Below are 20,030 nucleotides of genomic sequence, written 5' to 3'. Positions count from 1 at the left end.
CAGCTCAATGCGGCAATTTGGTATCCCGTCGTCGCGCCCGTTTACAGGCCGCGCCGAGGTCGGCTACACATGATCGACAGGGTTCGCGCCGGCGGATTGGCGAGCCTCATATCACCAAGTCGCGCGGCTGGTTTGTTCTCCAGCGCTTGCGCGAAGAGGAATTGGAATGCCCATCGAATCCTGGAGAGGCGGCGAGATTGACGTTGCCGTGATTGGTGCCGGAGCGGCAGGAGTAAGTGCTGCCCGACAGCTGCAATTGCTTCGGCCGGATCTCTCGATCGTCTTGCTCGAGGCTTCCGATCGCGTCGGCGGCCGCGCCCGCTCGATCCACCCATTCGGCACCGATGCCGCCGCGCTCGATCTCGGCTGCGGCTGGCTGCATGGCGCGCGCACCAATGCCTGGACTGATATTGCCGAGGAAATGGGCCTGACCGTCGATCGCACGCCCGCGCCCTGGAGCGACGGCGGCCATCGGTTAGAACAGAACGATCCCGATGCCAAGGCTGCGGCTGCCGCCGTCAACGCCTTCTTCGAGCGGGTCTATGAGTATGAGGGAGATGCAGACGCCGATCTCTCGGCCATGTTGTCGCCTGATGATCCGTGGAATGAAAGGATTTACGCCGTCGGCGCCTTCATGACCGGAGGAGAGCTCGACAAGTCCTCGGTGATCGATCTTGGCCGCTACGATCCCGGCCCTGGTCCTGACTGGCGCGTGCGGCAGGGTTACGGCACTTTGGTTGCGACCTACGGCTTGCCGGTGCCGACCGTTCTCGGCGCCGAGGTCAGCCGCATCGACCATAGCGGCGCTGGCCATGTCGTGCTTTCCACGAGCAAGGGCGAGCTGCGGGCGAGGGCCGTCGTCGTCACTGTTTCCACCAATGTGCTTGCGGCTGGACGTATCGCCTTCTGGCCGCCTCTGCCGGAGAAGATCGAAGCAGCCTCCCGCCTGCCGCTCGGTCTGGCAAACAAGCTTTTTCTTCGCGCAGCCGAACCTCGGACGTTCCCGGAGGATGCGCATGTGATGGGATCGCAGCATAGCCGCCGGACGGGAGCGTATCAGCTGAAGCCATTCGGTGCTCCGGTCATCGAGGCCTATTTCGCCGCTGATCTCGCGCTCGATCTGGAGAGGCAGGGCGTCGATGCGATGTTTGATTTTTCGGTGGAACAGCTGAAGCGCGTCTTCGGCGCCGATGTCGGCAAGACGCTGTCGCCGCTGGCGGCGTCGGCCTGGGCGGGAGAGCCCTTCTTTGGCGGCTCCTATTCCTATGCGACACCCGGTGCGTCCGACCTGCGCAGCATCCTCGCCGCTCCCCATAACGGACGTTTGTTCTTCGCCGGGGAAGCGTGCTCGAAGACGCGTTATTCGACCGCGCACGGTGCCTATGAAACCGGCGTTGTCGCTGCTGAAGCCGTTGCGGAAGCGCTCTGATGGAAAGCCGATGAAACCGATAGCCAGCTTGCAAGCGAGAAATAGCGATTCGCCTCATAATTTTATGCAAATCGCTCTTAAACTTGCGTGAGAACAGGCGTAAACGCAATCAAATACCACCCGATTTGATTTACACCATCCTTCGGGAGATGGGCGGCGAAAGCCGCGACACAAGAAGCATTGGAGGAGCCATGAGCACCGGCGAAACATTAACCTTCGACATCCAGAAAAACCCTAATCCCGCGACGGCGAGCGAGCGGGAAGCGCTGCTGCAGAACCCGGGCTTCGGCCGCATCTTCACCGACCACATGGTGACGATCCGCTATTCGCAGGATCGCGGCTGGCACAGCGCCAAGATCGAGCCGCGCAAGGCGCTTCCTCTCGATCCCGCGACCGTGGTGCTTCACTATGCGCAGGAAATCTTCGAAGGCATGAAGGCTTATCATCTGCCGGACGGCGGTGCGGCCCTTTTCCGCCCGAGCGCCAATGCGCGCCGTTTCCAGAATTCGGCGGAGCGGTTGGCGATGCCGCGCTTGCCGGAAGAGCTCTTCGTCGAGTCCGTCCGCGAGCTGGTCAAGATCGATCGCGAATGGATCCCGACCGCCGAAGGGGCGTCGCTCTATCTCCGGCCGTTCCTGATCGGTACGGAAGTCGCCCTCGGCACAAAGCCATCGGCGGAATACATCTACTGCGTCATTGCTTCGCCGGTTGCCTCCTTTTTCAAGGGCGGCGGATCTGCCGTCACGCTCTGGGTTTCCGAGAATTTCACCCGCGCCGCTCCGGGCGGCACCGGTGCTGCCAAGTGTGGCGGCAATTATGCCGCAAGCCTCTCGGCGCTTGCCGAAGGCCAGCGTGAAGGCTGCGATCAGGTGGTCTTCCTCGATGCCGTCGAAAAGCGTTGGATCGAGGAGCTTGGCGGCATGAACGTCTTCTTCGTCTTCGACGACGGATCGCTGCAGACACCGCCGCTCACCGGCACGATTCTGCCGGGCATCACCCGCGATTCGCTGATCAAGCTCGGGCGCGACATGGGCCTGACGGTGCGCGAGGAACCCTATTCGATCGAGCAGTGGCAGGCGGATGCCGAGAGCGGGCGCCTGCGCGAATCCTTCGCCTGCGGCACGGCGGCCGTCGTGACGCCGATCGGCAAGGTGAAGGGCCGCAAGCACAGCTTCACCATCGGCGACGGCAATGCCGGCGCTACGACGCAACGCCTAAAGGCAGCCCTGACCGACATCCAGTTCGGCCGCGCGCCGGACAAGAACGAGTGGCTGGACCGCCTGTTCTAAGCGAACCGTGAACCCATACCCGGCGGGAAAGGTATATGAGCTCTCCCGCCGGCTCTGACACAAGAAATCGCATAGTCACCCGAACCATCGGAGTTGTTGTGATGACCAGCGTCAGCGAACGTCCCGGCGGCGAGCCGGGCGCGGAGATCGGTTTTGTCGGCCTTGGCGTCATGGGCCAGCCGATGGCCCTTAATCTCGCAAAGGCAGGCACCAGGCTGGTGGTCTGGAACCGCTCTGCGGCAGCAGCCGATCCGTTGCGCGAGGCGGGTGCCACGGTGGCGGCGAGCGTCGAGGAGGTGTTTGCGCGCACGCGCATCGTCATCCTGATGCTGGTCAACGAAACGGTGCTGGACGAGGTGTTGCGGCGGGGTACTCCGGACTTCGCCAAGCTGCTGTCTGGACATATCGTCGTGTCGATGGGCTCCAATCCGCCCGGCTATTCGCGCGGGCTTGCCGCCGATATTCTTAGCGCCGGCGGGCAATATGTCGAAGCCCCGGTTTCGGGGTCGAGGAAGCCTGCCGAGACGGCGCAACTCGTCGCGCTGCTCGGCGGCGATGCGGAGACGGTTGCCGAGGTGCGGCCGCTGCTTGCGCCTATGTGCCGCGAAACGATCCTGTGTGGCCCGGTCGGCAATGCGCTGCTGATGAAACTGACCGTCAATCTCTATCTTTGCACGATGCTTGCGGGGCTTGCCGAAGCTGCACATTTTGCTGAGAGCAACGGGCTCGATCTTGAAACTTTTCAGGCGGCTATCAATTCCGGTCCTATGGCCAGCGATTTGACACGCGTGAAAATTCCAAAGCTTGTTGCGCGGGATTTTTCAGTGCAGGCGGCGACGGCCGATGCGTTCAACAGCACGAAACTGATTGCGGAGGCAGCTCGCGCCGCGGACATGGCATCGCCCGTCCTCGATCTCTGCCGCACTCTCTATGGTGAAAGCGTCGAACTCGGCAATGGCCGGCTCGACATGGTGTCGGTGATCAAGGCGATCGAGGCCCGCACCGAAGCGCTTGGTCGCTCCTAGCAACTCATCGCGCAACCCCTATGTTGGGTTAAGACTTGGGCAGGCATTTCCGGAAGGACGGTCCTATGGGCAGCAATCTTTTTCAACAGCTGGGCCTGAAGCATCCATTGATCGTCGCACCGATGGCCGGTGGTCCTTCGTCGGTAGAACTCGTGGCTGCGGCTTCCGCCGCCGGTGCCCTCGGCGCCATGGGTGGCGCCTATTTAAATGCCGCGACGATTGAAACCTTTGCAGCTCAGGTTCGCCAGCGAACCGACAAGCCGTTTTCGATCAATCTCTTCATTCCGCATTCGATCACGGAGGTTGGCACCGATCGGCTTGAGCGCGCCGTGGCCGCGACCGCAGGATATCGCCAGGAGTTGGAACTGCCGTCGCCGCAGCTTTCTCCTCCCTACGAAGAGGATTTCGATGCGCAATTCGAAGCTGTCTTGCGCATCAAGCCGGCCTGCTTCAGCTTCGTCTTCGGCCTGTTGCCGGCCGACCATGTACGAGAGGCGAAAAAGGCTGGTATCCCGCTGATCGGCACGGCAACGACACTCGACGAGGCGAAGGCGCTGGAAGAGAGCGGCGTGGATGCGATCGTGCTGCAAGGCTTCGAAGCGGGTGGTCATCGCGGCATTTTCGATGCGAGGGCAGCGGATCCGGAAATCGGCATGCGAGATCTCCTGGCGCAATGCGTCGGCACCATTCGCGTGCCGCTGATCGCAGCCGGCGGCATCATGAGCCCAAGCGATATCCGGTCGGCACTGCAGGCGGGTGCACAGGCCGTGCAGATGGGCACGGCTTTCCTTGCCTGCGCTGAAGCCGGGACATCGGCACCCTATCGTAAAAAGCTGCTCGAAACGCCGGAGCGAAAGACGCGGACGACGCGCGCTTTCTCAGGTCGCTTTGCGCGCGGGATCGAGAACCGCTTCATGGACGAGATGGATGGGAAGCCTGACGCCATCCTTCCCTTTCCGGCGCAGAACAAGTTCACGCGGGACATACGCGCTGCGTCGACAGCGAAGGGATCTCCGGATTTCCTGTCTCTCTGGTCGGGAACCGGCAAGGGCGAGCTGTGGCAGGGGAGTGCCGCCGAATTGATCGGTCGTCTTTTTGCAGAGCGACGCTCAAAAAGAAAGGAGCCGGCAAGCCGGCTCCCGATCATCTTTCAAGACTGATAAAGTCTCGATCATTCCATGCCGAGTGCGGCCATGTAGGTCTGCAGGATGGATTCTTCTTCCAGGCGCTCGTTTGCGTCCTTCTTGCGAAGGCGAATGATGGTGCGGATCGCCTTGGTGTCGTAGCCGCGGCCTTTGGCTTCGCCCATGACATCCTTGATGTCGGACTGGATGGCGGCCTTTTCTTCCTCGAGGCGCTCGATGCGCTCGATGAATTGACGCAGTTCCGCCGCGGCCACGTTCTCGACGCTGTTCTCTTCCATGCACTTCTCCTAAAGGGTCTCAAAGGGGTCGCTTGCAGCCCGTCGCAGATGAGATCGGTCGGTCACCGATACGGCACATCGCTTCATGGCTTGCGCGGGATTTCGAATTCGATCGGGCAGTTGACGTGCCGCGAATGGCGCGCAAGGTCAAGCCGAATTGGTGAAGGGAGCGTTAATCTTTCGGCTTGTTCTGCTCGAAAGCGGCTTTTTGCACAGGAGAGGCTTCTTTCTGGTGCAGGTTCTTCCAATCCTCGTAGGGCATGCCGTAGATCACCTCGCGCGACTCATCCTTGCTGACCGGCAGCCCGGCCTCTTCGGCCGCTTCGCGATACCAGTTGGAAAGGCAGTTGCGGCAGAAGCCGGCAAGATTCATCAGGTCGATATTCTGAACGTCGCTACGTTCGCGCAAATGCGCAACGAGACGGCGGAAGGCGGCAGCCTCGAGCTCGATCTCTTGTTCCTTGGTGAGCGTGGTCATCTCTTTCTCCTCAATTCGCTTGCCGGCTTACGCCTCATAAGGGCCGGTGCGCGAAGGATAGCGCTTATATTCATGGAGCGCCGGATCGGCATTGATCTCTGCGAAGATCGGTGCGAGGCGATCGGCCCATTCGACAATGCCGGCCTCGTCGCCGATCAGATCCTGCCGGACCTCCAGCAGCGCATGCGCAATGCCCTTCATCATGCAATGGCGGAACATGGTGTCATTGCGCAGGGCACCGTCATAAGGCTCGTTGTCTCCTATCACGAGATCGGTATCGGCGCCGAGCTTTGCAAGAAGCTGCGCGACGGCGCGATCGTCGCTGTCCCAGAGCACGCTGGCATGCCAGGGGCGCGGCACGCCTTTCCATGCCGGTGTGAAGGAGTGCATCGAGAAAACCAGGGGCGCCTTGCCCGTCGCCTCGGCTACGGCGGAAATCGTCTCATCCACCGCCTTGTGATAGGGCCGGTGGAAGGCTTCTATGCGGTAATTCCATTCCTCGTCCGTAATCGGATGATTGCCCGGTATGATGGCTCCGTCCGAGATCTTCATGATGAGCGTCGGATCATCCTCGCCGCGGTTCGGATCGATCAGAAGACGGGAAAAGCCGCCCAGCACGCCGGGCACGCCCAGCCGCGCGCAGAGATGACGGCACAGGCCTTCGATGCCAATGTCATAGGCGATGTGGCGGGAAAAGGCAGTCTCCGGCAGGCCAAGGCTGCCGTAACGCTCGGGCAGGCGCCGCATGGCGTGATCGCCGAGAATGACCATGCCTTTGTCACGATTGCCGGGTATGAATTCAAACGGTCTGAAATCGGTCATGCGGATTGTCGATTATTGAAATTTTCAACTCTTTGTTTGATTGCATGTGCGGATGGAAGGTGCAAGGTTTGCAGCTTCGATCGGATGGAGAGCGGCGCATGGTGCCGTCACCATCCCGTGAAGAAAATATAATCGATTAGAGTTGCGTTGACATTCATGGGATGGCGGCGCAAGAAGACGCAACAACGAATAACCGGGAGCCAATTGGAAGCCGTGTCCAGCCAAGTCGCGCCACGTTTCGTTAAGCGGTCAGGCCCGCTCGCCCGAATCGCCTTCCTCATCCTTGCTGCGGCCGCGCCGTTCTTCTTCATGCCGAATGCCGCCCATGCCGATTTCCGAACGTGCAATGGTACGCAGAACCTTGTCGGCGTTGCGATCGGCTATCGCGCGAAGGACGGCTGGGTGACGGAGGGCTGGTGGCAGATTCCGGCCAATACCTGCGCGACTTTGATCGAGGGGCCGCTTCAATCCCGCTATTATTACCTCTACGCAGAAGACGCGGCCCGCGGCGGCCGCTGGACGGGCGACGTCGAAATGTGCGTGGCGGAAAACGAATTCAAAATCCCAGGCGTCAAGGATTGCTACGCGCGTGGCTACCAGAAGATGGGATTCAAGGAATACGACACCGGGCGCCAGGCGAGCTGGATGGTTCAGCTTTCCGAGCCCTCGGGCAGCCAAGAAAGCCAGAATTGATGAGACGAAACCGAAAAGTCAAAATCCTCGCAACGCTCGGTCCGGCCTCCTCTTCGGAGGACATGATCCAGAAGCTTCATGAGGCCGGCGCGGATCTGTTCCGCATCAACATGAGCCATGCCAGCCATGATGTGATGCGCACGCTGATCCAGCGCATCCGCGCCGTCGAAACCCGTTGCGGCCGTCCGATCGGCATTCTCGCTGACTTGCAGGGTCCCAAGCTGCGCGTCGGCAAGTTTGCTGACACCAAGGTCGACCTCAAGCCCGGTCAGACTTTCACGCTCGACAATCAGGATATCCCCGGCGACAACACGCGTGTCTACCTGCCGCATCCGGAAATCCTGGAATCGGTTCAGCCCGGCCACCGCCTGCTGATCGATGACGGCAAACTGGCGCTGCGAGCCGAAAAGTGCGACGGCAAGAGCATCGTTACGACTGTCATTTCGGGCACCAAGATTTCCGACCGCAAGGGCGTCAGCCTGCCCGATACGCTGCTCGGCGTCGGCGCGCTGACTGACAAGGACCGCGCCGACCTCGACGCCGTTCTCGCGACCAATGAAGTCGACTGGGTTGCGCTCTCCTTCATCCAGCGCCCGGAAGATCTGACGGAAGTCCGCAAGATCTCGCATGGGCGCGTCGGCTTGATGTCGAAGATCGAAAAGCCGCAGGCTGTCGAGCGCATCGAGGAAATCATCGAGCTTTCCGACGCACTGATGGTGGCCCGCGGCGACCTTGGCGTGGAAATGCCGCTGGAAGCCGTTCCCGGCATTCAGAAGCAGCTGATCCGCGCCTGCCGCCGTTCCGGCAAGCCGGTGGTCGTTGCTACGCAGATGCTGGAATCGATGATCTCCGCGCCGGTCCCGACCCGCGCCGAAGTCTCCGACGTCGCGACCGCCGTTTTCGAAGGCGCTGATGCGGTTATGCTCTCGGCGGAATCCGCATCGGGTGACTATCCGGTCGAAGCCGTTTCCATGATGGCCTCGATTGCCGGCACCATCGAGCGCGAGCCGCATTATCCGGGCATCATCTATGCTCAGCGCGCTCTTCCGGAAGCGACCGGCGCCGATGCGATCTCGCTCGCCGCCCGCCAGATCGCCGAGACGCTGAAGCTTGCCGCCATCGTCTGCTACACGTCCTCCGGCACCACCGGTCTGCGCGCCTCGCGCGAGCGTCCGCAAGTTCCGATCCTGGCGCTATCGCCGATCATTCAGACGGCACGCCGCCTGTCCGTCGTCTGGGGCATGCACTGCGTTGTTACCCACGATGCCACCGACCTCGACGACATGGTCAACAATGCTTGCCGTATCGTTGCCGAAGAAGGCTTCGGCAAGCCGGGAGACCGCATCATCATTTCGGCCGGCGTTCCGCTCGGCACGCCGGGCGCCACCAACATGCTGCGTATTGCCTATATCGGTTCGGACGGCCAGTCCGGCGTGTGATTGCCGACATCTGATTGCGGCAGCACCTTAAACATCCGAAACCCGCTGTCGAAAGACGGCGGGTTTTTTCTTGAAACCGAAGCGTCTGCGATCCCCAAGCAGGCGGATTGAGAAGGAGATATTCCAATGAAAGTCGGATTTATCGGATTGGGCCAGATGGGCAGCGCCATGGCCGTCAATCTCATCAGGGCCGGGCATGAGGTGACTGTCTATAATCGGTCGCGCGACAAGGCCGAGGCTCTGGCCGGCGAGGGCGCCAAGGTTGCGCCGACCGTAGCGGAAGCCTGCGGCGGCGAGGCTGTCTTCACCATGCTCGCACATGACGATGCGCTATCGGCCGTCGTCGATGGCGATGGCGGCGTTCTGGCAAGCCTTGGCAAGGGTGCAGTTCATATTTCCGCCAGCACGATCAGCGTCGCCATGTCCGAACGCTTGACCCAGGATCATGCCGCCAAAGGCCAGCGCTTCGTTGCTGCCCCCGTCTTTGGTCGTCCGGAAGCGGCGGCTGCGGCAAAGCTTTTCGTTGCTGCGACGGGTGCACCCGATGCGATCCAAACGGTCACGCCGCTCTTCGACGCCATCGGTCAGCGGACTTTCGTCCTCGGCGAGGAGCCGAAGTCTGCCAATCTCGTCAAGCTCAGCGGCAATTTCCTCATCGCTTCGGTCATTGAGTCGCTCGGCGAGGCCATGGCGCTGGTCGAGAAGGGCGGTGTCGACCGGCATGCCTACCTCGATCTCTTGACCTCGACGCTGTTCAACGCGCCTGTCTACAAGACCTATGGCGGGCTGATCGCGGATCGCAAGTTCCAACCAGCCGGTTTCACCGCACCGCTCGGCCAGAAGGATATCCGGCTGGCATTGGCTGCCGGCGAGGCGCTGAACGTGCCGCTGCCGTTGGCGAGCCTGCTGCGCGATCGGTTCCTCAACCTGCTGGCGCATGGCGGCGAGGAGCTGGACTGGTCGGCAATTGGCGCGTTGGCGGCAAAGGATGCGGGTTTGGTGGGATAATGGCGGGCTGAAGGAGTTTTATTCACTGACGACCGAGTTTGTGGCGGGTATGCATCGGCGGACTGAAAGCCTCGTTGAAGCCCCCTTGCTAACCGCCGCTCCACATGCAACCTTCCTCTCTTCCAAGAGGAGGGACCCCATGCATCTCACCGCGCTGCTTGCCTTCGCCGCTGTTTCCTTCATCGGTATCGCAACGCCGGGGCCGACCGTGCTTCTGGCGCTGACCAATGGTTCGCGTTTCGGCGTCAGGCGGGCCCTGCCGGGCATGATCGGTGCCGTTCTTTCCGACGCCGTACTGATCAGCGCCGTTGCCATCGGGCTTGGCGCCCTGCTGGCGGCTTCTGAATTCTGGTTTTCGGCTCTGAAATGGGTGGGTGCAGCCTATCTTGCCTTTCTCGGCATCATGATGCTGCGCTCCAAGGGAAGCATCGACGGCGCTTTGCAGGCGAGCGCGGGCCAGACGAAAGGAACCGCTTTCTCGATTGGGCTGAAGAGCTTCATGGTCGCTGTCACCAATCCGAAGGGCTATCTCTTCTTCTCGGCCTTTCTGCCGCAGTTCATCGATCCCTCGGCGCCGCAGATGCAGCAATATATCGTGCTCGGCGCGATCTTTGCCGCGCTCGATTTCATGATCATGTTCGGCTATGCGGTCTTCGGTTCGCAGGCCGTGCGTGTGCTGAAGTCGGAAGGTGCGAAATGGCTCGAGCGCGCCTGTGGCGGCGCGCTGCTGGCTCTTGCCGGATCGCTGGCGCTCTATCGGCGCGCCGTGAATTAAAGGCCTAGTGGCGGCTTAACGCCGCCTCGAAGACTTCCCTGTCGACATTGCCGCCCGACGTGACCGCGATCACCGTATCGCCGTCGATGTGCTTGCCGTGGAAGAGTGCTGCAGCAAGCGCGACGGCGCCGCCCGGCTCGACCACGATCTTCAAACGGGTGAAGGCGAGCGCCATGGCCTTCTGTGCTTCCTCATCCGTCACGACGAAGCCGAGGCCACAGAGGCGCTTAAGGATCGGGAAGGTGATGTTGCCCGGTTGTGGCGTGATGATGGCGTCGCAGATCGAGCCCTGCAGTGCGGCATTGCGCTCGATCTTACCCGAGGCCAGCGAGCGCGTGGTGTCATCAAAATTTTCCGGCTCGCATGGATGCACCTTCAGGCCCGGAGCGCGGGATTCGAGCGCCAGTGCAATCCCCGAAGTCAGGCCTCCTCCGCCGCAGGGAACAAGGACGCTGGCCGTCTTGATACCTTCCTCGGCGGCCTGTTCGGCAATTTCCAGCCCGGTCGTTCCCTGACCGGCGATCACCTGCGGCTCGTCGAAAGGCTTGATGAGCGTCAGACCGCGCTCGCTGGAAATACGCGCGCCGATCTCATCGCGATCTTCCTTTACGCGATCGTAGAGCACGACCTCGGCGCCGAAGGCGCGGGTATTGGCGATCTTCAGTTTCGGCGCATCGGTCGGCATGATGATGACAGAGGGGATGCCATGAAGCTTTGCGGCCAGCGCCACGCCTTGTGCGTGATTGCCGGAGGAGAAGGCAATGACGCCTCTGGAGCGTACGGTTGGCTCCAGCGCTGAAACAGCCGACCAGCCGCCGCGAAACTTGAAGGAGCCGGAATGCTGCAGGCATTCGGCTTTCACGAACAGGCGGCGCCCGGCGATTTCATCCAGAAAGGGCGAGGAGAGGAGCGGCGTGCGGCGCGCCCGGCCGCCGAGGCGAGTGCGGGCGGCTTCGATCATTGCGATATCGACCATGGAGGGATCACTCTTCTGATTTAGAAAGGCTTCCATCCATAAAGCGCCGGACCTTCCTTTAAAATAGAGAGATTGTCTCCATGACACTTCAGGCGATACCAGGCAGCGAAAGATGTCCGACATTGTAGGTTTGGACACCCGGCCGCGCCGGATCTTTCGGCGGCTCTGCCAAGAGGCGGAAGCGCACCAGCGTCCAGTGGGTCGGCTCGAAGGCGGCGACCGAGGCCAGTGCTTCGCTGTTCGAGAGGGCTTGCGCTGCCGCCTCAGTTTCGCTCGCGCGGAGCTCGGCGAGCGATGTCTCGGCATCGATCGTGACCACCTCGCGTGTCGCGAATTTGGTGCGGCGGATACCCGCAGATGCCTCGGCGTGCCAGGCGATCCAGGTATTGACCTGGGGGCGACCGAAATTCTCCGTCAAGGCTTGGAAGCCTGGGCCGCAGACGAAGTCGCTCAGGCCTTCCTCTTGCTGCCAGACATAGAAGGGCGAGTAGAAATTCTGCCGGCTTTCCGTGACGGCATCGCCCTTTCTCGCCGTCAGGTAAGCCTTGAATTTCAAGCCTGGAAGATTGTCGAGCAGCGGACCTTTTTCGCGGATACGACGATCGATGATCGCCATGTCATAATCCGCTGGGAGGGGAAAGTTATATTGCATGGCGATCATCGGTCATTCCTCCAGCCAGGTCACGGCGCTTCCATTCTCCGCCGCCTGGATACTGATATAGGAGAAGGCGTTCTCCGGCCCCGCGCCGTGCCGGTGGCGCTCGTTCGGGGCGAAAGTGATGCAATCGCCGGCGCGCAGCTCTTCGGCCGGGCCGCCGAAGCGTTCGGCAAGTCCGACGCCGGATAGAACGTAGAGGATTTGTCCGTGCGGATGCGTATGCCAGCGCGTCATGACACCGGGCTCGAGTTCGCAACGCATGGCCGCGAGGCCGCCGTTTTCGGCATTCTCCACCAGCGGCTCCACCAGGAAGGAGGCCGTGGCGATGCCCTCGGGCGACGGCCGCATGTTCGTGCCGGCGCGATGGATGGCGGGCGATGGGGTAGATGTGGTCTGAGGCATGGCTCTCAAGCCTGTTCGATCATTTGCGCGCGGCCGTCAGAGAAGGACCAATCCTCGCGCGTCGCGGTGGTGATGGTAATCATGATGTCTTCGGGGCGGATGCCAGGCGCATCGCCAAGGAGTTCAGCGACGCGTTGATAGAAGGCTTTCTTGACCTCGGTGCTGCGCGGCTTGCCGATCGTGACATCGAAAAAGACGTAATCATCCGAGCGCGGCTTGCTGGCGAAATAGGTGCGATCGAAGACGAGTTCATGCGGCTCCAGCTGATGAATGGACTGGAAGCGGTCGGTCGGCGGTACCTCGAAGGCTTCGACCAGAGCGCGGTGGAAATTATCCGAAAGTGCCTTGAGATATTCCGGTGACTTGCCGCGCAGAAGGGTGATGCGGGTGAATGGCATGGGATTACTCCTGTTTTCGTGTCACTTGACGATCATAGAATGCCAGCGGATAATCATCCTGAAAATCAGATAATTCCGAATAAATAGTCCTAAAAATATGGATGGTTATCCATGCGAAAAGTCATCTTCGATCTCGATGTGCTGCGCAGTTTTGTCACTGGTATGGATCTTGGCAGCTATGCCAAGGCGGCAGACCGGCTCGGCCGCTCCACTTCCGCCATCAGCGCCCAGCTGAAGAAGCTGGAGGAGCAGGCCGGCACGCCGATCTTCCGAAAGGCGGGTAGAGGGTTGGCGTTGACGGAGGCCGGCGAGACGATGCTTGGCTATGCCAGGCGGCTGCTTGATCTCAACGACGAGGCGGCTACGGCGCTGCATGGGACGGAGCTTGAGGGCTGGGTGCGGCTCGGCTTGCAGGAGGATTTCGGCGAGACACTCCTGCCGGACGTATTGGGCCGCTTCGCCCGCGCCCATCCGAAAGTGCGCATCGAGGCGCGTGTCGTGCGCAATGCGGAACTTGTGGAGCGGGTGACCTCAGGCAAGCTCGATCTGGCGCTTGCCTGGAGCGATGGTTTCCGCACGGCTTATACGGATCGTATAGCCGAAGTACCGCTCTGCTGGGTCGGTCCGGCCAATGGTGACATGCAATGGCACGTCGATGGCGGCGAGGCCATGCCGCTTGCCTCGCTGGAAGCACCATGCCTGTTGCGGAACATCGCAACCAAGACGCTCGATCGCGCCGGTATCGGCTGGCGGATATCTTTCGTCAGCCCGAGTCTCGGGGGGCTTTGGGCTGCGACGGCGGCAGGTCTTGGCCTGACGCTGCGCACACCGCTCGGTCTGCCGCCAAAGGTGCGGCAATTGACGCCTGATGAGGCCGGTCTACCGGCCTTGCCGACGCTCGATCTCGTCCTGCATCGTACCGAGGCGGAGGGAAGCCCGGCGACGGAGCGGCTGGCATCCATCATGTTGCAGGCAGTGCGGCAGACCATCGAGACCGTGCCGCAGAGCCGCATATTCGAGGATGCGCCTAGTCACGATGTCGTCATGGCCTGAGATACGGCAGCGGATTCCGAAGATTCCTCCGTCAGGCTGGCGATGCGGATTTCAGCCTGTGCGGCAAGCACTTGCAGATCGCGCGGCTGGCCCGCCAGCCTTTCCATGGCGGCGATCGCGACATCCGTCGTTACATAATCCGGCTTGTGGCCGAGATTGCGGATAGTGATGAGTTCGGCGCCTGCGATATCGCGGGCGAGCCCGCGCGAATGCAATTCCTCCAGCACGACATCATCACTGTCGCCGGTGATGATGATGGTGGGCGCCCTGATCTCGCTGTAGCGCGGCGCGTGAGCGGAGACATAGGCAAAGAGATTGACCACGTCGATTGCGTTGTTGCGGAAGGTCTGGGGCCGCAACACCAATTCCGGTGCCGTCTTCATGATGTAGTCCGCTGGTCGCGCATTCGGGCGGAAGATGCTGAGCGTGCCGGTCTCGACCCGGCGCAAGCCGAGCGGGATGACGAAAAGCTGAGTGAAGAGCCAGCCGAAGACGGGGGTGGCGGCAAGCGTATAATACCAGTCGACGCCGCCCGACCAGGGGTGCGTCGCCGGGGAGAGGAAGAGCAGCCCCTCGGTCTTCTCCGGATGGCGCATGCCGAAGGCGGCCGCGATCGCACCGCCGAAGGAGTGGCCGATGATGATGGCGCTCCTGATGCCGCGCTTCTCCATGAGTTTGGCAATGGCATCGGCCTGACCGGAGGGAAGGGCGTTTTCGGCAGGCCCGCGTTCGGAATAGCCGTGACCGGGGCGGTCGACGAACAGCATCTCAGCGCGGCCGGCCAAAGGTGCGGCAAAGGCTTCGAACTGGTCGCGCAGATTGCCGCTCGCCCCATGGATAAAGACCAAGGCCGGCAGATCAGCTGTTGCCGGGCGTGGCAAATGCACAGCGTTGAGGCGATAGCCTCCGATATCGGTAAGCTGGCCAATATTGGGATAGGCCTGCTCGATGGCACGGGTTTTGTAGGCGGAAAAGCCTGCGGCGAAAACGATAAGGATAACGATGACGGCGAACAAGGAATCGATCATTGCGGCACAGATCAAATATCTTAAGACGCTAATCTAGCGCGATATTGCGGCTTTTCATCCCTCCAAATGCGATTTCCGCCGGGAGATCGCCGCATGCAATCAGGTGCGGCTGCCGGCAATCTTTTCCGAAAGCTTGCCCGCTTCTTCCTGGGCCGATCGATTCGCGGGATAGACTTCTAGGAAGCGCTCCCAGGCCTTGAGGGCGAGGGTATCATTGCCGCGTTCGGTCAGCATCGCTGCCATGCCGGCCAGCGCTCCGAAATGACGCGGTTCGATGCGCAGCACCTGATTGATGTCTTCCATCGATTTGCGATAGTCGCCAATCGCGAAATTAAGGGTGGCGCGGCGGTTCCAGCCTTCGACATAGTCTGGTTTCAGCGAGATCACCTGATCGAGATAATCCATCGCGGCGGCATTGCGCTTGTCCTGAATGGCCTTGTCGGCCCATTGCATCAGGAGATTGATGGTGGCGCTGCCGGAATCGGCGAACTGGGTACTGATCTGATCCGCAATTAGACTTGCCTGGTCGGGATCGCGTTGCCGCTTCAGCGTCATGAACAGATTGTCGAGCTGCTGCTTGGGCGACAGGGTGCCGGAGGAATTGCCCTGATTCTGCTTTTCCACAGGGTTTGGTTCATCAGCCGGCGCTGCATGGGGTGCAGAGGCAGTCAGAGCAAACAGAATCGGCAGGGCTAGATATGACAAAGCAAAAACGCGCATGGCGGGCATAGTAGCCCGCCAATGTCGAAGATCAAAAACAAATTTGATGCGATCAACTAAAACTGAGACTCGATCCGTAGGATCGGAGCCGCGCGCTGTATCAGCCCTGACGAGCCTTGTAGCGCGGGTTCAGCTTGTTGATGATGTAGATGCGGCCCTTGCGGCGGACGAGACGGTTGTCACGGTGGCGCGCCTTGAGCGACTTGAGCGAATTCTTGATCTTCATTTTTCTGATCCGCGATCTCTGAGGGGGAATGTCACATTCGCCCGGGTCTTTTAACAATCAAAAGCGCGCTCGGGGCGCGCTCTTTAGGGTGGGGAGCAAATACCCTGTCATACCGGGCCTGTCAACCATGTCAGGGCTTTTTCCCGCTGCTCTTAGCGGAGAAGCTGTGTGACATGGCCCATCTTGCGGCCCGGCCGGGCTTCGGTCTTGCCGTACAGATGCACGAGCGTGTCGTCAAGGCGCAGCCATTGCGGCAGTGCCAGGATGTCGTCGCCGATCAGATTCGTCATGACACAATCCGAATGGCGCCGGGGATTTCCGAGCGGAAGACCGGCCACGGCGCGGATATGCTGCTCGAATTGCGAGATGACGCAGGCGGCTTCCGTCCAGTGGCCGGAATTGTGAACGCGCGGCGCCATTTCATTGGCGATCAGGCTGCCATCGGCAAGTACGAAGAACTCGATACCGATGACGCCGACATAACCAAGCGCCGTCAATATCTTCTCGGCAGCGTCGCGCGCAGCCGCGGCTGTCTCCTGCGAAATGCTCGCCGGCAGCGTCGAGGTGTGGAGAATACCGTTGCGATGAACGTTCTCCGCCGGATCGTAGCAGGCGAGCTTTCCGTCGCTTCCGCGGGCAGCGATGATCGAGATTTCGCGCTCGAAGGATACGAAGCTTTCCAGAATCAACGGCACGCTGCCCAAGGCTGCATAACCGCCTTCGGCGCTGTCGGCGGCGGAGCGATAGACGCGCTGCCCTTTGCCGTCATAGCCGAGACGACGGGTCTTCAGCACGCCTTGGCCGCCGAAATCAGCGAGCGCCTTTTCGAGATCGGCCTGGCTGTCGACGGCATGAAAACGGGCCGTCGGAATGCCGCAACCATTGATGAAGCTCTTTTCGGTCAGCCGGTCCTGCGCCATTTCAAGCGCCTTGGGCGGCGGATAGACCGTTACCTGCAAGGCAAGATCCTCAGCGGCGGTCACGGGCACATTCTCGAATTCATAGGTCACGACATCGCAGCGCTTCGCCAGTTCTGCAAGCGCGGCCGCATCGTCATAGGCGGCAGCTATCTGTGCGTTGGCGACATGGGCGGCCGGGCAATCCGCCTGGGGCTCGAGGATGACGGTGCGAAAATTCAGGCGTGCGGCCGCCATGGCCAGCATGCGGCCGAGCTGGCCACCGCCGATGATGCCGATCGTCTTCGCGTTCATAGGTCGTCCATCGGATATTCGGCGACCGCCGCGCTCTGGCGTGCCCGCCATTCGTCGAGCCGGTCGGCGATCTCTTCATCGCCAAGCGCCAGCACGGCGGCGGCAAGAAGGGCGGCATTGACCGCGCCGGCCTTGCCGATCGCAAGCGTGCCGACGGGAATGCCGGCCGGCATCTGCACGATCGAGAGAAGACTGTCCTGCCCGGAGAGCGCGCGGGATTGCACCGGCACGCCGAAGACCGGCAGCGGGGTCATGGAAGCCGCCATGCCCGGCAGGTGTGCTGCGCCGCCGGCGCCAGCGATGATGACCTTGAAGCCCTCGTCCTTTGCGCCCTTGGCGAAGTTCACCAGTCTGTCCGGCGTACGATGAGCGGAAATGATGCGCGCATCATAGGTGATTTCAAGCGCTTCCAAGGTGTCCGCAGCATTCTTCATGGTTTCCCAGTCGGACTGGCTTCCCATGATGATGGCGACAGGCGGTCTTTCGGTCAGCATCGTTGCGTTGTGCTCCTCAGGCGATGATATCGGGTATAATCTGGTCTTCCAGCTTGGTCAGCTTGTCCTTGATGACGAGCTTCTTTTTCTTCATGCGCTGGATACGAAGGGCGTCGCAGCCCGTTTCAATCATGGCATTGATTGCGGCATCATAATCCTCGTGTTCCTGGCGCAAACGCGCCACGATCAGCCTGATTTCCGCCTGTTCCTGATCGGCCATGTTCATTTCCCCAGCATATCGCGGAATCGCATTCGTTCCGCCTCCTGAATTCCGCAAGCTCCTATCACCAAATGGCGATAACGGGAAGTTATCCTTCATCACGAATTTGCCGCCTATAGGCCACGTTTTCGCCTTCGACAAAGGCTCGATCTTATGGCACAGTGGGAGGGTTGACACCTAGAGCCTTGGCGAATGGATGGTCAGGGCTCTTAAGAGGAAGGAAGGGTCATATGACTGTTCAAGCTCATCTTGAATCGCTCGAAAAGAAACATGTCGCGCTTGAGGAGGCGCTCCATGCGGCAATGTCATCTCCCTCTAGCAATGATACGGAAATAGCCGACATCAAACGCAGGAAACTGCGCGTCAAGGACGAAATCCAACGTCTGCGTTCCTCAGTCCACTGAGGCAACGTTCCAAAGTTTAAAAGCCATCGATCTTGAGGGCAAGAGAGGCGGATCGAAAGGTCTTAAAGCAAATTCCCGGTCAGGATCGATGAGCATTTCCGTTTAACGGATGCGCCAACTTCATAGCGTCGGAGGTAGGGGTTGGCGCAATTTTCCCCATCTTATGCAACAAATGTCGTCGGTGACGACTCTTGGCTCGTTGTGATCCTCCGGCAAATCTCGCAAATTGCCGAAATTCGAGGCGCCGAGATGATATGACGACAATCGTGCTGGCTGCATTCATCGAAAGCGGCCGGATTCTGATGGCGCGTCGCGCCGCAAACAAGCAGTATTATCCGGGACATTGGGATTTAGTTGGCGGCCATGTCGAGGCGGATGAGCCTATCGTTGCCACGCTTATCAGAGAAGCCCGCGAAGAGGTCGGTGTTACACCTGTCGCCTTCCGCTATTTGGGTTTCTTCAAAGATAGCCGATACGAAACCACCTATCATTTATATGAGGTTACAGGCTGGTCCGGCGGATTGCCCAGGTTGATCGGACACGAACATACCGATTTGGCGTGGGTGGCATTGAATGATACCAGCTTTGTCGTGCCACTGGCTCATCCAGAAGTCATGTCGTTTCTGTCACCGGCTTAGCTCTAGCGGCGGCAGGCCAAAACCTCTATTCGTGTTGCAGTGATTGCCTGCCAAATGCCGCAAAGCGAAGGTCTCTTTTCAGGACCAGAATTGATCCAGCCACAAATTCAGCTTGTCGAAGCCGCGGCTGTTGACCGCATAGATGCGTTTCGTGCCTTCGTTGGTGACTGAGACGAGGTTGCTGTCGAGCAGCGCCTTGAGATGCTGTGAGACGGCCGGGCGGCTGATCGGCAGGCCCTGCGCCAGTTCGTTGACCGTCTTGGGTGCGCGGCGCAATTCCTCCAGCAGATGACGCCGGTTCGGATCCGCGATGGCTGCGAAAGGGTCCATGGTCGACATGGGCGAAAGCTACGTCAAACACCAAAGGGCGGCAAGTTAATTGTGCGCTGCATGATATATTGTGAAAATGGTCGCTTGCGAAGGTTCGTATCATGAGTGTCCTCTGCTGCGAATTGCCGGTTTCGGCCGCTGCCCCTTGTCAGAGAGAGCTAACGGATTTACTCACGATTATCGAACCGGTGCGCCGTCGCTGACGATGGAAGCCGAAACCATGGAAGCTCGCATGACCGTGCCCGAAGATCGTTGCCGCCTCGTTCTCATCGTTCCCGACATTGCCGATATCGAGCAGCGGGCGAAGGCGGTGGCCGATGCCTTGAGGGGCGGAGACGTCGCCTCGGTGATCATTCCCCAGTACGGTCTCGATGACAGTACCTTCCAGAAACATGCGGAAAAGCTGGTGCCGGTCATTCAGGCCGCAGGTGCGGCAGCGCTCATCGCCGGGGACAGCCGCGTCGCGGGCCGTGCCAAGGCTGATGGGCTGCATATTGCCGGCAATATCACCGAGCTTACGGAAGCCGTCGAAAAATTCGTGCCGAAGCTGATCGTTGGCGGTGGCAGCGCGGCCGACAGGCATAGCGCGCTGGAGGTCGGCGAGCTCAGGCCGGACTATATCTTCTTCGGCAAGCTTGACGGCGACATCAAGCCGGAGGCGCATCCGAAGAACCTGGCACTCGGCGAATGGTGGGCCTCGATGATCGAAATTCCCTGCATCGTCATGGGGGGCACTGATCCGAAGTCGGCGCTGGACGTAGCCCTGACGGGTGCCGAGTTCGTCGCGCTGCATCAGGCGGTTTTTGCCGACCCTGCGGCAGCCCCCTCCATCGTCGCGGAAGTGAATGCGCTTCTGGACGAAAAAGCGCCACGGTTTGAGGATTGATAGCG

General features: G+C 60.6%; 26 protein-coding genes. 12 read left to right on the top strand and 14 right to left on the bottom strand.

What is annotated here, in order from left to right:
- Nucleotides 1–166: 166 nt before the first annotated feature.
- The 4 genes from AC13RC_RS17880 to AC13RC_RS17865 all read left to right on the top strand — a co-directional run bounded on the left by AC13RC_RS17880 (nucleotide 167) and on the right by AC13RC_RS17865 (nucleotide 4,903).
- Complete coding sequence (locus tag AC13RC_RS17880) at nucleotides 167–1,429, top strand: flavin monoamine oxidase family protein (protein ID WP_488557997.1); 1,263 nt, start codon at nucleotides 167–169, stop codon at nucleotides 1,427–1,429.
- 191 nt (nucleotides 1,430–1,620) lie between these two features.
- A complete protein-coding gene (locus AC13RC_RS17875; protein WP_113395259.1) occupies nucleotides 1,621–2,718 on the top strand; it encodes a branched-chain amino acid aminotransferase in 1,098 nt (365 codons plus the stop codon).
- 101 nt (nucleotides 2,719–2,819) lie between these two features.
- Nucleotides 2,820–3,743 (top strand): NAD(P)-dependent oxidoreductase, encoded by a 924-nt coding sequence (locus tag AC13RC_RS17870; RefSeq protein WP_152092545.1) that lies wholly within the window; start codon nucleotides 2,820–2,822, stop codon nucleotides 3,741–3,743.
- Nucleotides 3,744–3,808: 65 nt separating this feature from the next.
- A complete protein-coding gene (locus AC13RC_RS17865) occupies nucleotides 3,809–4,903 on the top strand; it encodes an NAD(P)H-dependent flavin oxidoreductase (RefSeq protein ID WP_488557996.1) in 1,095 nt (364 codons plus the stop codon).
- An 11-nt stretch (nucleotides 4,904–4,914) separates the two neighbouring features.
- Here the strand turns inward: AC13RC_RS17865 and AC13RC_RS17860 are convergent, their stop codons facing one another.
- The 3 genes from AC13RC_RS17860 to AC13RC_RS17850 all read right to left on the bottom strand — a co-directional run bounded on the left by AC13RC_RS17860 (nucleotide 4,915) and on the right by AC13RC_RS17850 (nucleotide 6,466).
- Nucleotides 4,915–5,166: a DUF2312 domain-containing protein gene (locus AC13RC_RS17860; protein ID WP_069613239.1), complete on the bottom strand. Its 252-nt coding sequence runs from the start codon at nucleotides 5,164–5,166 to the stop codon at nucleotides 4,915–4,917.
- Between the two features lie 172 nt (nucleotides 5,167–5,338).
- Nucleotides 5,339–5,644: a DUF1244 domain-containing protein gene (locus AC13RC_RS17855; protein WP_069613238.1), complete on the bottom strand. Its 306-nt coding sequence runs from the start codon at nucleotides 5,642–5,644 to the stop codon at nucleotides 5,339–5,341.
- 27 nt (nucleotides 5,645–5,671) lie between these two features.
- On the bottom strand, nucleotides 5,672–6,466 hold the full coding sequence (locus tag AC13RC_RS17850; protein ID WP_488557995.1) for an N-formylglutamate amidohydrolase: 795 nt from the start codon (nucleotides 6,464–6,466) through the stop codon (nucleotides 5,672–5,674).
- A 204-nt stretch (nucleotides 6,467–6,670) separates the two neighbouring features.
- Here AC13RC_RS17850 and AC13RC_RS17845 point away from each other — a divergent pair, with 204 nt between their 5' ends.
- From AC13RC_RS17845 to AC13RC_RS17830, 4 genes are all read left to right on the top strand, one after another.
- Complete coding sequence (locus AC13RC_RS17845) at nucleotides 6,671–7,159, top strand: DUF1036 domain-containing protein (protein ID WP_069613236.1); 489 nt, start codon at nucleotides 6,671–6,673, stop codon at nucleotides 7,157–7,159.
- Nucleotides 7,159–8,598 (top strand): pyruvate kinase, encoded by a 1,440-nt coding sequence (gene pyk, locus AC13RC_RS17840; protein WP_488557994.1) that lies wholly within the window; start codon nucleotides 7,159–7,161, stop codon nucleotides 8,596–8,598. Before AC13RC_RS17845 ends, pyk begins: the two co-directional genes overlap by 1 nt.
- 126 nt (nucleotides 8,599–8,724) lie before the next feature.
- Entirely contained in the window at nucleotides 8,725–9,606 is an 882-nt protein-coding gene (locus AC13RC_RS17835) for an NAD(P)-dependent oxidoreductase (RefSeq protein WP_488557993.1), read from the top strand.
- 139 nt (nucleotides 9,607–9,745) lie between these two features.
- Nucleotides 9,746–10,381, top strand: coding sequence for a LysE family translocator (locus AC13RC_RS17830; RefSeq protein WP_488557992.1), 636 nt, complete (start codon nucleotides 9,746–9,748; stop codon nucleotides 10,379–10,381).
- 4 nt (nucleotides 10,382–10,385) lie between these two features.
- Here AC13RC_RS17830 and AC13RC_RS17825 read toward each other — a convergent pair whose 3' ends face one another.
- From AC13RC_RS17825 to AC13RC_RS17810, 4 genes are all read right to left on the bottom strand, one after another.
- Entirely contained in the window at nucleotides 10,386–11,357 is a 972-nt protein-coding gene (locus AC13RC_RS17825) for a threonine ammonia-lyase (RefSeq protein ID WP_488557991.1), read from the bottom strand.
- Nucleotides 11,358–11,445: 88 nt separating this feature from the next.
- On the bottom strand, nucleotides 11,446–12,018 hold the full coding sequence (locus tag AC13RC_RS17820; RefSeq protein WP_488557990.1) for a DUF4865 family protein: 573 nt from the start codon (nucleotides 12,016–12,018) through the stop codon (nucleotides 11,446–11,448).
- Nucleotides 12,019–12,021: 3 nt separating this feature from the next.
- Nucleotides 12,022–12,417, bottom strand: coding sequence for a cupin domain-containing protein (locus AC13RC_RS17815; RefSeq protein ID WP_488557989.1), 396 nt, complete (start codon nucleotides 12,415–12,417; stop codon nucleotides 12,022–12,024).
- 5 nt (nucleotides 12,418–12,422) lie between these two features.
- Entirely contained in the window at nucleotides 12,423–12,815 is a 393-nt protein-coding gene (locus AC13RC_RS17810; RefSeq protein ID WP_488557988.1) for a tautomerase family protein, read from the bottom strand.
- 111 nt (nucleotides 12,816–12,926) lie between these two features.
- Between AC13RC_RS17810 and AC13RC_RS17805 the strand changes: the two genes are divergently transcribed.
- Nucleotides 12,927–13,868 (top strand): LysR substrate-binding domain-containing protein, encoded by a 942-nt coding sequence (locus AC13RC_RS17805; RefSeq protein ID WP_488557987.1) that lies wholly within the window; start codon nucleotides 12,927–12,929, stop codon nucleotides 13,866–13,868.
- Here AC13RC_RS17805 and AC13RC_RS17800 read toward each other — a convergent pair.
- From AC13RC_RS17800 to AC13RC_RS17775, 6 genes are all read right to left on the bottom strand, one after another.
- Nucleotides 13,847–14,896 carry an alpha/beta fold hydrolase gene (locus AC13RC_RS17800; RefSeq protein WP_488557986.1) on the bottom strand — a complete coding sequence of 350 codons (1,050 nt, stop codon included), beginning with the start codon at nucleotides 14,894–14,896 and terminating at the stop codon, nucleotides 13,847–13,849. The two genes, AC13RC_RS17805 and AC13RC_RS17800, sit on opposite strands and share 22 nt — an antisense overlap.
- Before the next feature lie 99 nt (nucleotides 14,897–14,995).
- Nucleotides 14,996–15,625, bottom strand: a complete 630-nt coding sequence (locus AC13RC_RS17795) for a hypothetical protein (protein ID WP_488557985.1) — start codon at nucleotides 15,623–15,625, stop codon at nucleotides 14,996–14,998.
- A 91-nt stretch (nucleotides 15,626–15,716) separates the two neighbouring features.
- Nucleotides 15,717–15,842 (bottom strand): type B 50S ribosomal protein L36, encoded by a 126-nt coding sequence (ykgO, locus tag AC13RC_RS17790; RefSeq protein ID WP_003582204.1) that lies wholly within the window; start codon nucleotides 15,840–15,842, stop codon nucleotides 15,717–15,719.
- Between the two features lie 152 nt (nucleotides 15,843–15,994).
- Nucleotides 15,995–17,053 (bottom strand): 5-(carboxyamino)imidazole ribonucleotide synthase, encoded by a 1,059-nt coding sequence (locus tag AC13RC_RS17785; RefSeq protein ID WP_488557984.1) that lies wholly within the window; start codon nucleotides 17,051–17,053, stop codon nucleotides 15,995–15,997.
- Nucleotides 17,050–17,547 carry a 5-(carboxyamino)imidazole ribonucleotide mutase gene (gene purE, locus AC13RC_RS17780; protein ID WP_173002428.1) on the bottom strand — a complete coding sequence of 166 codons (498 nt, stop codon included), beginning with the start codon at nucleotides 17,545–17,547 and terminating at the stop codon, nucleotides 17,050–17,052. Before purE ends, AC13RC_RS17785 begins: the two co-directional genes overlap by 4 nt.
- Nucleotides 17,548–17,563: 16 nt before the next feature.
- On the bottom strand, nucleotides 17,564–17,767 hold the full coding sequence (locus tag AC13RC_RS17775; RefSeq protein WP_015341042.1) for a YdcH family protein: 204 nt from the start codon (nucleotides 17,765–17,767) through the stop codon (nucleotides 17,564–17,566).
- Between the two features lie 230 nt (nucleotides 17,768–17,997).
- Between AC13RC_RS17775 and AC13RC_RS17770 the strand changes: the two genes are divergently transcribed.
- Nucleotides 17,998–18,171 (top strand): YdcH family protein, encoded by a 174-nt coding sequence (locus AC13RC_RS17770; RefSeq protein ID WP_069613224.1) that lies wholly within the window; start codon nucleotides 17,998–18,000, stop codon nucleotides 18,169–18,171.
- 254 nt (nucleotides 18,172–18,425) lie between these two features.
- Complete coding sequence (locus AC13RC_RS17765) at nucleotides 18,426–18,809, top strand: NUDIX hydrolase (protein ID WP_488557983.1); 384 nt, start codon at nucleotides 18,426–18,428, stop codon at nucleotides 18,807–18,809.
- 78 nt (nucleotides 18,810–18,887) lie between these two features.
- On the opposite strand, the gene AC13RC_RS17760 is transcribed toward AC13RC_RS17765, so the two are convergent.
- On the bottom strand, nucleotides 18,888–19,148 hold the full coding sequence (locus AC13RC_RS17760) for an ArsR/SmtB family transcription factor (RefSeq protein ID WP_015341040.1): 261 nt from the start codon (nucleotides 19,146–19,148) through the stop codon (nucleotides 18,888–18,890).
- A 223-nt stretch (nucleotides 19,149–19,371) separates the two neighbouring features.
- Here AC13RC_RS17760 and AC13RC_RS17755 point away from each other — a divergent pair, with 223 nt between their 5' ends.
- Complete coding sequence (locus AC13RC_RS17755; RefSeq protein ID WP_113355247.1) at nucleotides 19,372–20,025, top strand: thiamine phosphate synthase; 654 nt, start codon at nucleotides 19,372–19,374, stop codon at nucleotides 20,023–20,025.
- The last annotated feature ends 5 nt before the right edge of the window (nucleotides 20,026–20,030 follow it).

It is taken from the genome of Martinezella sp. CNPSo 3890, from assembly GCF_057784455.1.
Note: the sequence above shows the minus strand (reverse complement) of the source record. Positions and strands in the feature narration are given on the sequence as shown.

What these genes read in the sequence shown, in the direction of transcription:
- AC13RC_RS17850 (WP_488557995.1), bottom strand. Translation starts at nt 6,466, where the DNA reads ATGACCGATTTCAGACCGTTTGAATTCATACCCGGCAATCGTGACAAA.
- AC13RC_RS17770 (WP_069613224.1), top strand. Translation starts at nt 17,998, where the DNA reads ATGACTGTTCAAGCTCATCTTGAATCGCTCGAAAAGAAACATGTCGCG.
- purE (WP_173002428.1), bottom strand. Translation starts at nt 17,547, where the DNA reads ATGCTGACCGAAAGACCGCCTGTCGCCATCATCATGGGAAGCCAGTCC.
- AC13RC_RS17760 (WP_015341040.1), bottom strand. Translation starts at nt 19,148, where the DNA reads ATGTCGACCATGGACCCTTTCGCAGCCATCGCGGATCCGAACCGGCGT.
- AC13RC_RS17765 (WP_488557983.1), top strand. Translation starts at nt 18,426, where the DNA reads ATGACGACAATCGTGCTGGCTGCATTCATCGAAAGCGGCCGGATTCTG.
- AC13RC_RS17875 (WP_113395259.1), top strand. Translation starts at nt 1,621, where the DNA reads ATGAGCACCGGCGAAACATTAACCTTCGACATCCAGAAAAACCCTAAT.
- AC13RC_RS17755 (WP_113355247.1), top strand. Translation starts at nt 19,372, where the DNA reads ATGACCGTGCCCGAAGATCGTTGCCGCCTCGTTCTCATCGTTCCCGAC.
- AC13RC_RS17795 (WP_488557985.1), bottom strand. Translation starts at nt 15,625, where the DNA reads ATGCCCGCCATGCGCGTTTTTGCTTTGTCATATCTAGCCCTGCCGATT.
- ykgO (WP_003582204.1), bottom strand. Translation starts at nt 15,842, where the DNA reads ATGAAGATCAAGAATTCGCTCAAGTCGCTCAAGGCGCGCCACCGTGAC.
- AC13RC_RS17830 (WP_488557992.1), top strand. Translation starts at nt 9,746, where the DNA reads ATGCATCTCACCGCGCTGCTTGCCTTCGCCGCTGTTTCCTTCATCGGT.
- AC13RC_RS17870 (WP_152092545.1), top strand. Translation starts at nt 2,820, where the DNA reads ATGACCAGCGTCAGCGAACGTCCCGGCGGCGAGCCGGGCGCGGAGATC.
- AC13RC_RS17775 (WP_015341042.1), bottom strand. Translation starts at nt 17,767, where the DNA reads ATGGCCGATCAGGAACAGGCGGAAATCAGGCTGATCGTGGCGCGTTTG.
- AC13RC_RS17855 (WP_069613238.1), bottom strand. Translation starts at nt 5,644, where the DNA reads ATGACCACGCTCACCAAGGAACAAGAGATCGAGCTCGAGGCTGCCGCC.
- AC13RC_RS17785 (WP_488557984.1), bottom strand. Translation starts at nt 17,053, where the DNA reads ATGAACGCGAAGACGATCGGCATCATCGGCGGTGGCCAGCTCGGCCGC.
- AC13RC_RS17815 (WP_488557989.1), bottom strand. Translation starts at nt 12,417, where the DNA reads ATGCCTCAGACCACATCTACCCCATCGCCCGCCATCCATCGCGCCGGC.
- AC13RC_RS17805 (WP_488557987.1), top strand. Translation starts at nt 12,927, where the DNA reads ATGCGAAAAGTCATCTTCGATCTCGATGTGCTGCGCAGTTTTGTCACT.
- AC13RC_RS17865 (WP_488557996.1), top strand. Translation starts at nt 3,809, where the DNA reads ATGGGCAGCAATCTTTTTCAACAGCTGGGCCTGAAGCATCCATTGATC.
- AC13RC_RS17810 (WP_488557988.1), bottom strand. Translation starts at nt 12,815, where the DNA reads ATGCCATTCACCCGCATCACCCTTCTGCGCGGCAAGTCACCGGAATAT.
- pyk (WP_488557994.1), top strand. Translation starts at nt 7,159, where the DNA reads ATGAGACGAAACCGAAAAGTCAAAATCCTCGCAACGCTCGGTCCGGCC.
- AC13RC_RS17820 (WP_488557990.1), bottom strand. Translation starts at nt 12,018, where the DNA reads ATGATCGCCATGCAATATAACTTTCCCCTCCCAGCGGATTATGACATG.
- AC13RC_RS17800 (WP_488557986.1), bottom strand. Translation starts at nt 14,896, where the DNA reads ATGATCGATTCCTTGTTCGCCGTCATCGTTATCCTTATCGTTTTCGCC.
- AC13RC_RS17860 (WP_069613239.1), bottom strand. Translation starts at nt 5,166, where the DNA reads ATGGAAGAGAACAGCGTCGAGAACGTGGCCGCGGCGGAACTGCGTCAA.
- AC13RC_RS17825 (WP_488557991.1), bottom strand. Translation starts at nt 11,357, where the DNA reads ATGGTCGATATCGCAATGATCGAAGCCGCCCGCACTCGCCTCGGCGGC.
- AC13RC_RS17835 (WP_488557993.1), top strand. Translation starts at nt 8,725, where the DNA reads ATGAAAGTCGGATTTATCGGATTGGGCCAGATGGGCAGCGCCATGGCC.
- AC13RC_RS17880 (WP_488557997.1), top strand. Translation starts at nt 167, where the DNA reads ATGCCCATCGAATCCTGGAGAGGCGGCGAGATTGACGTTGCCGTGATT.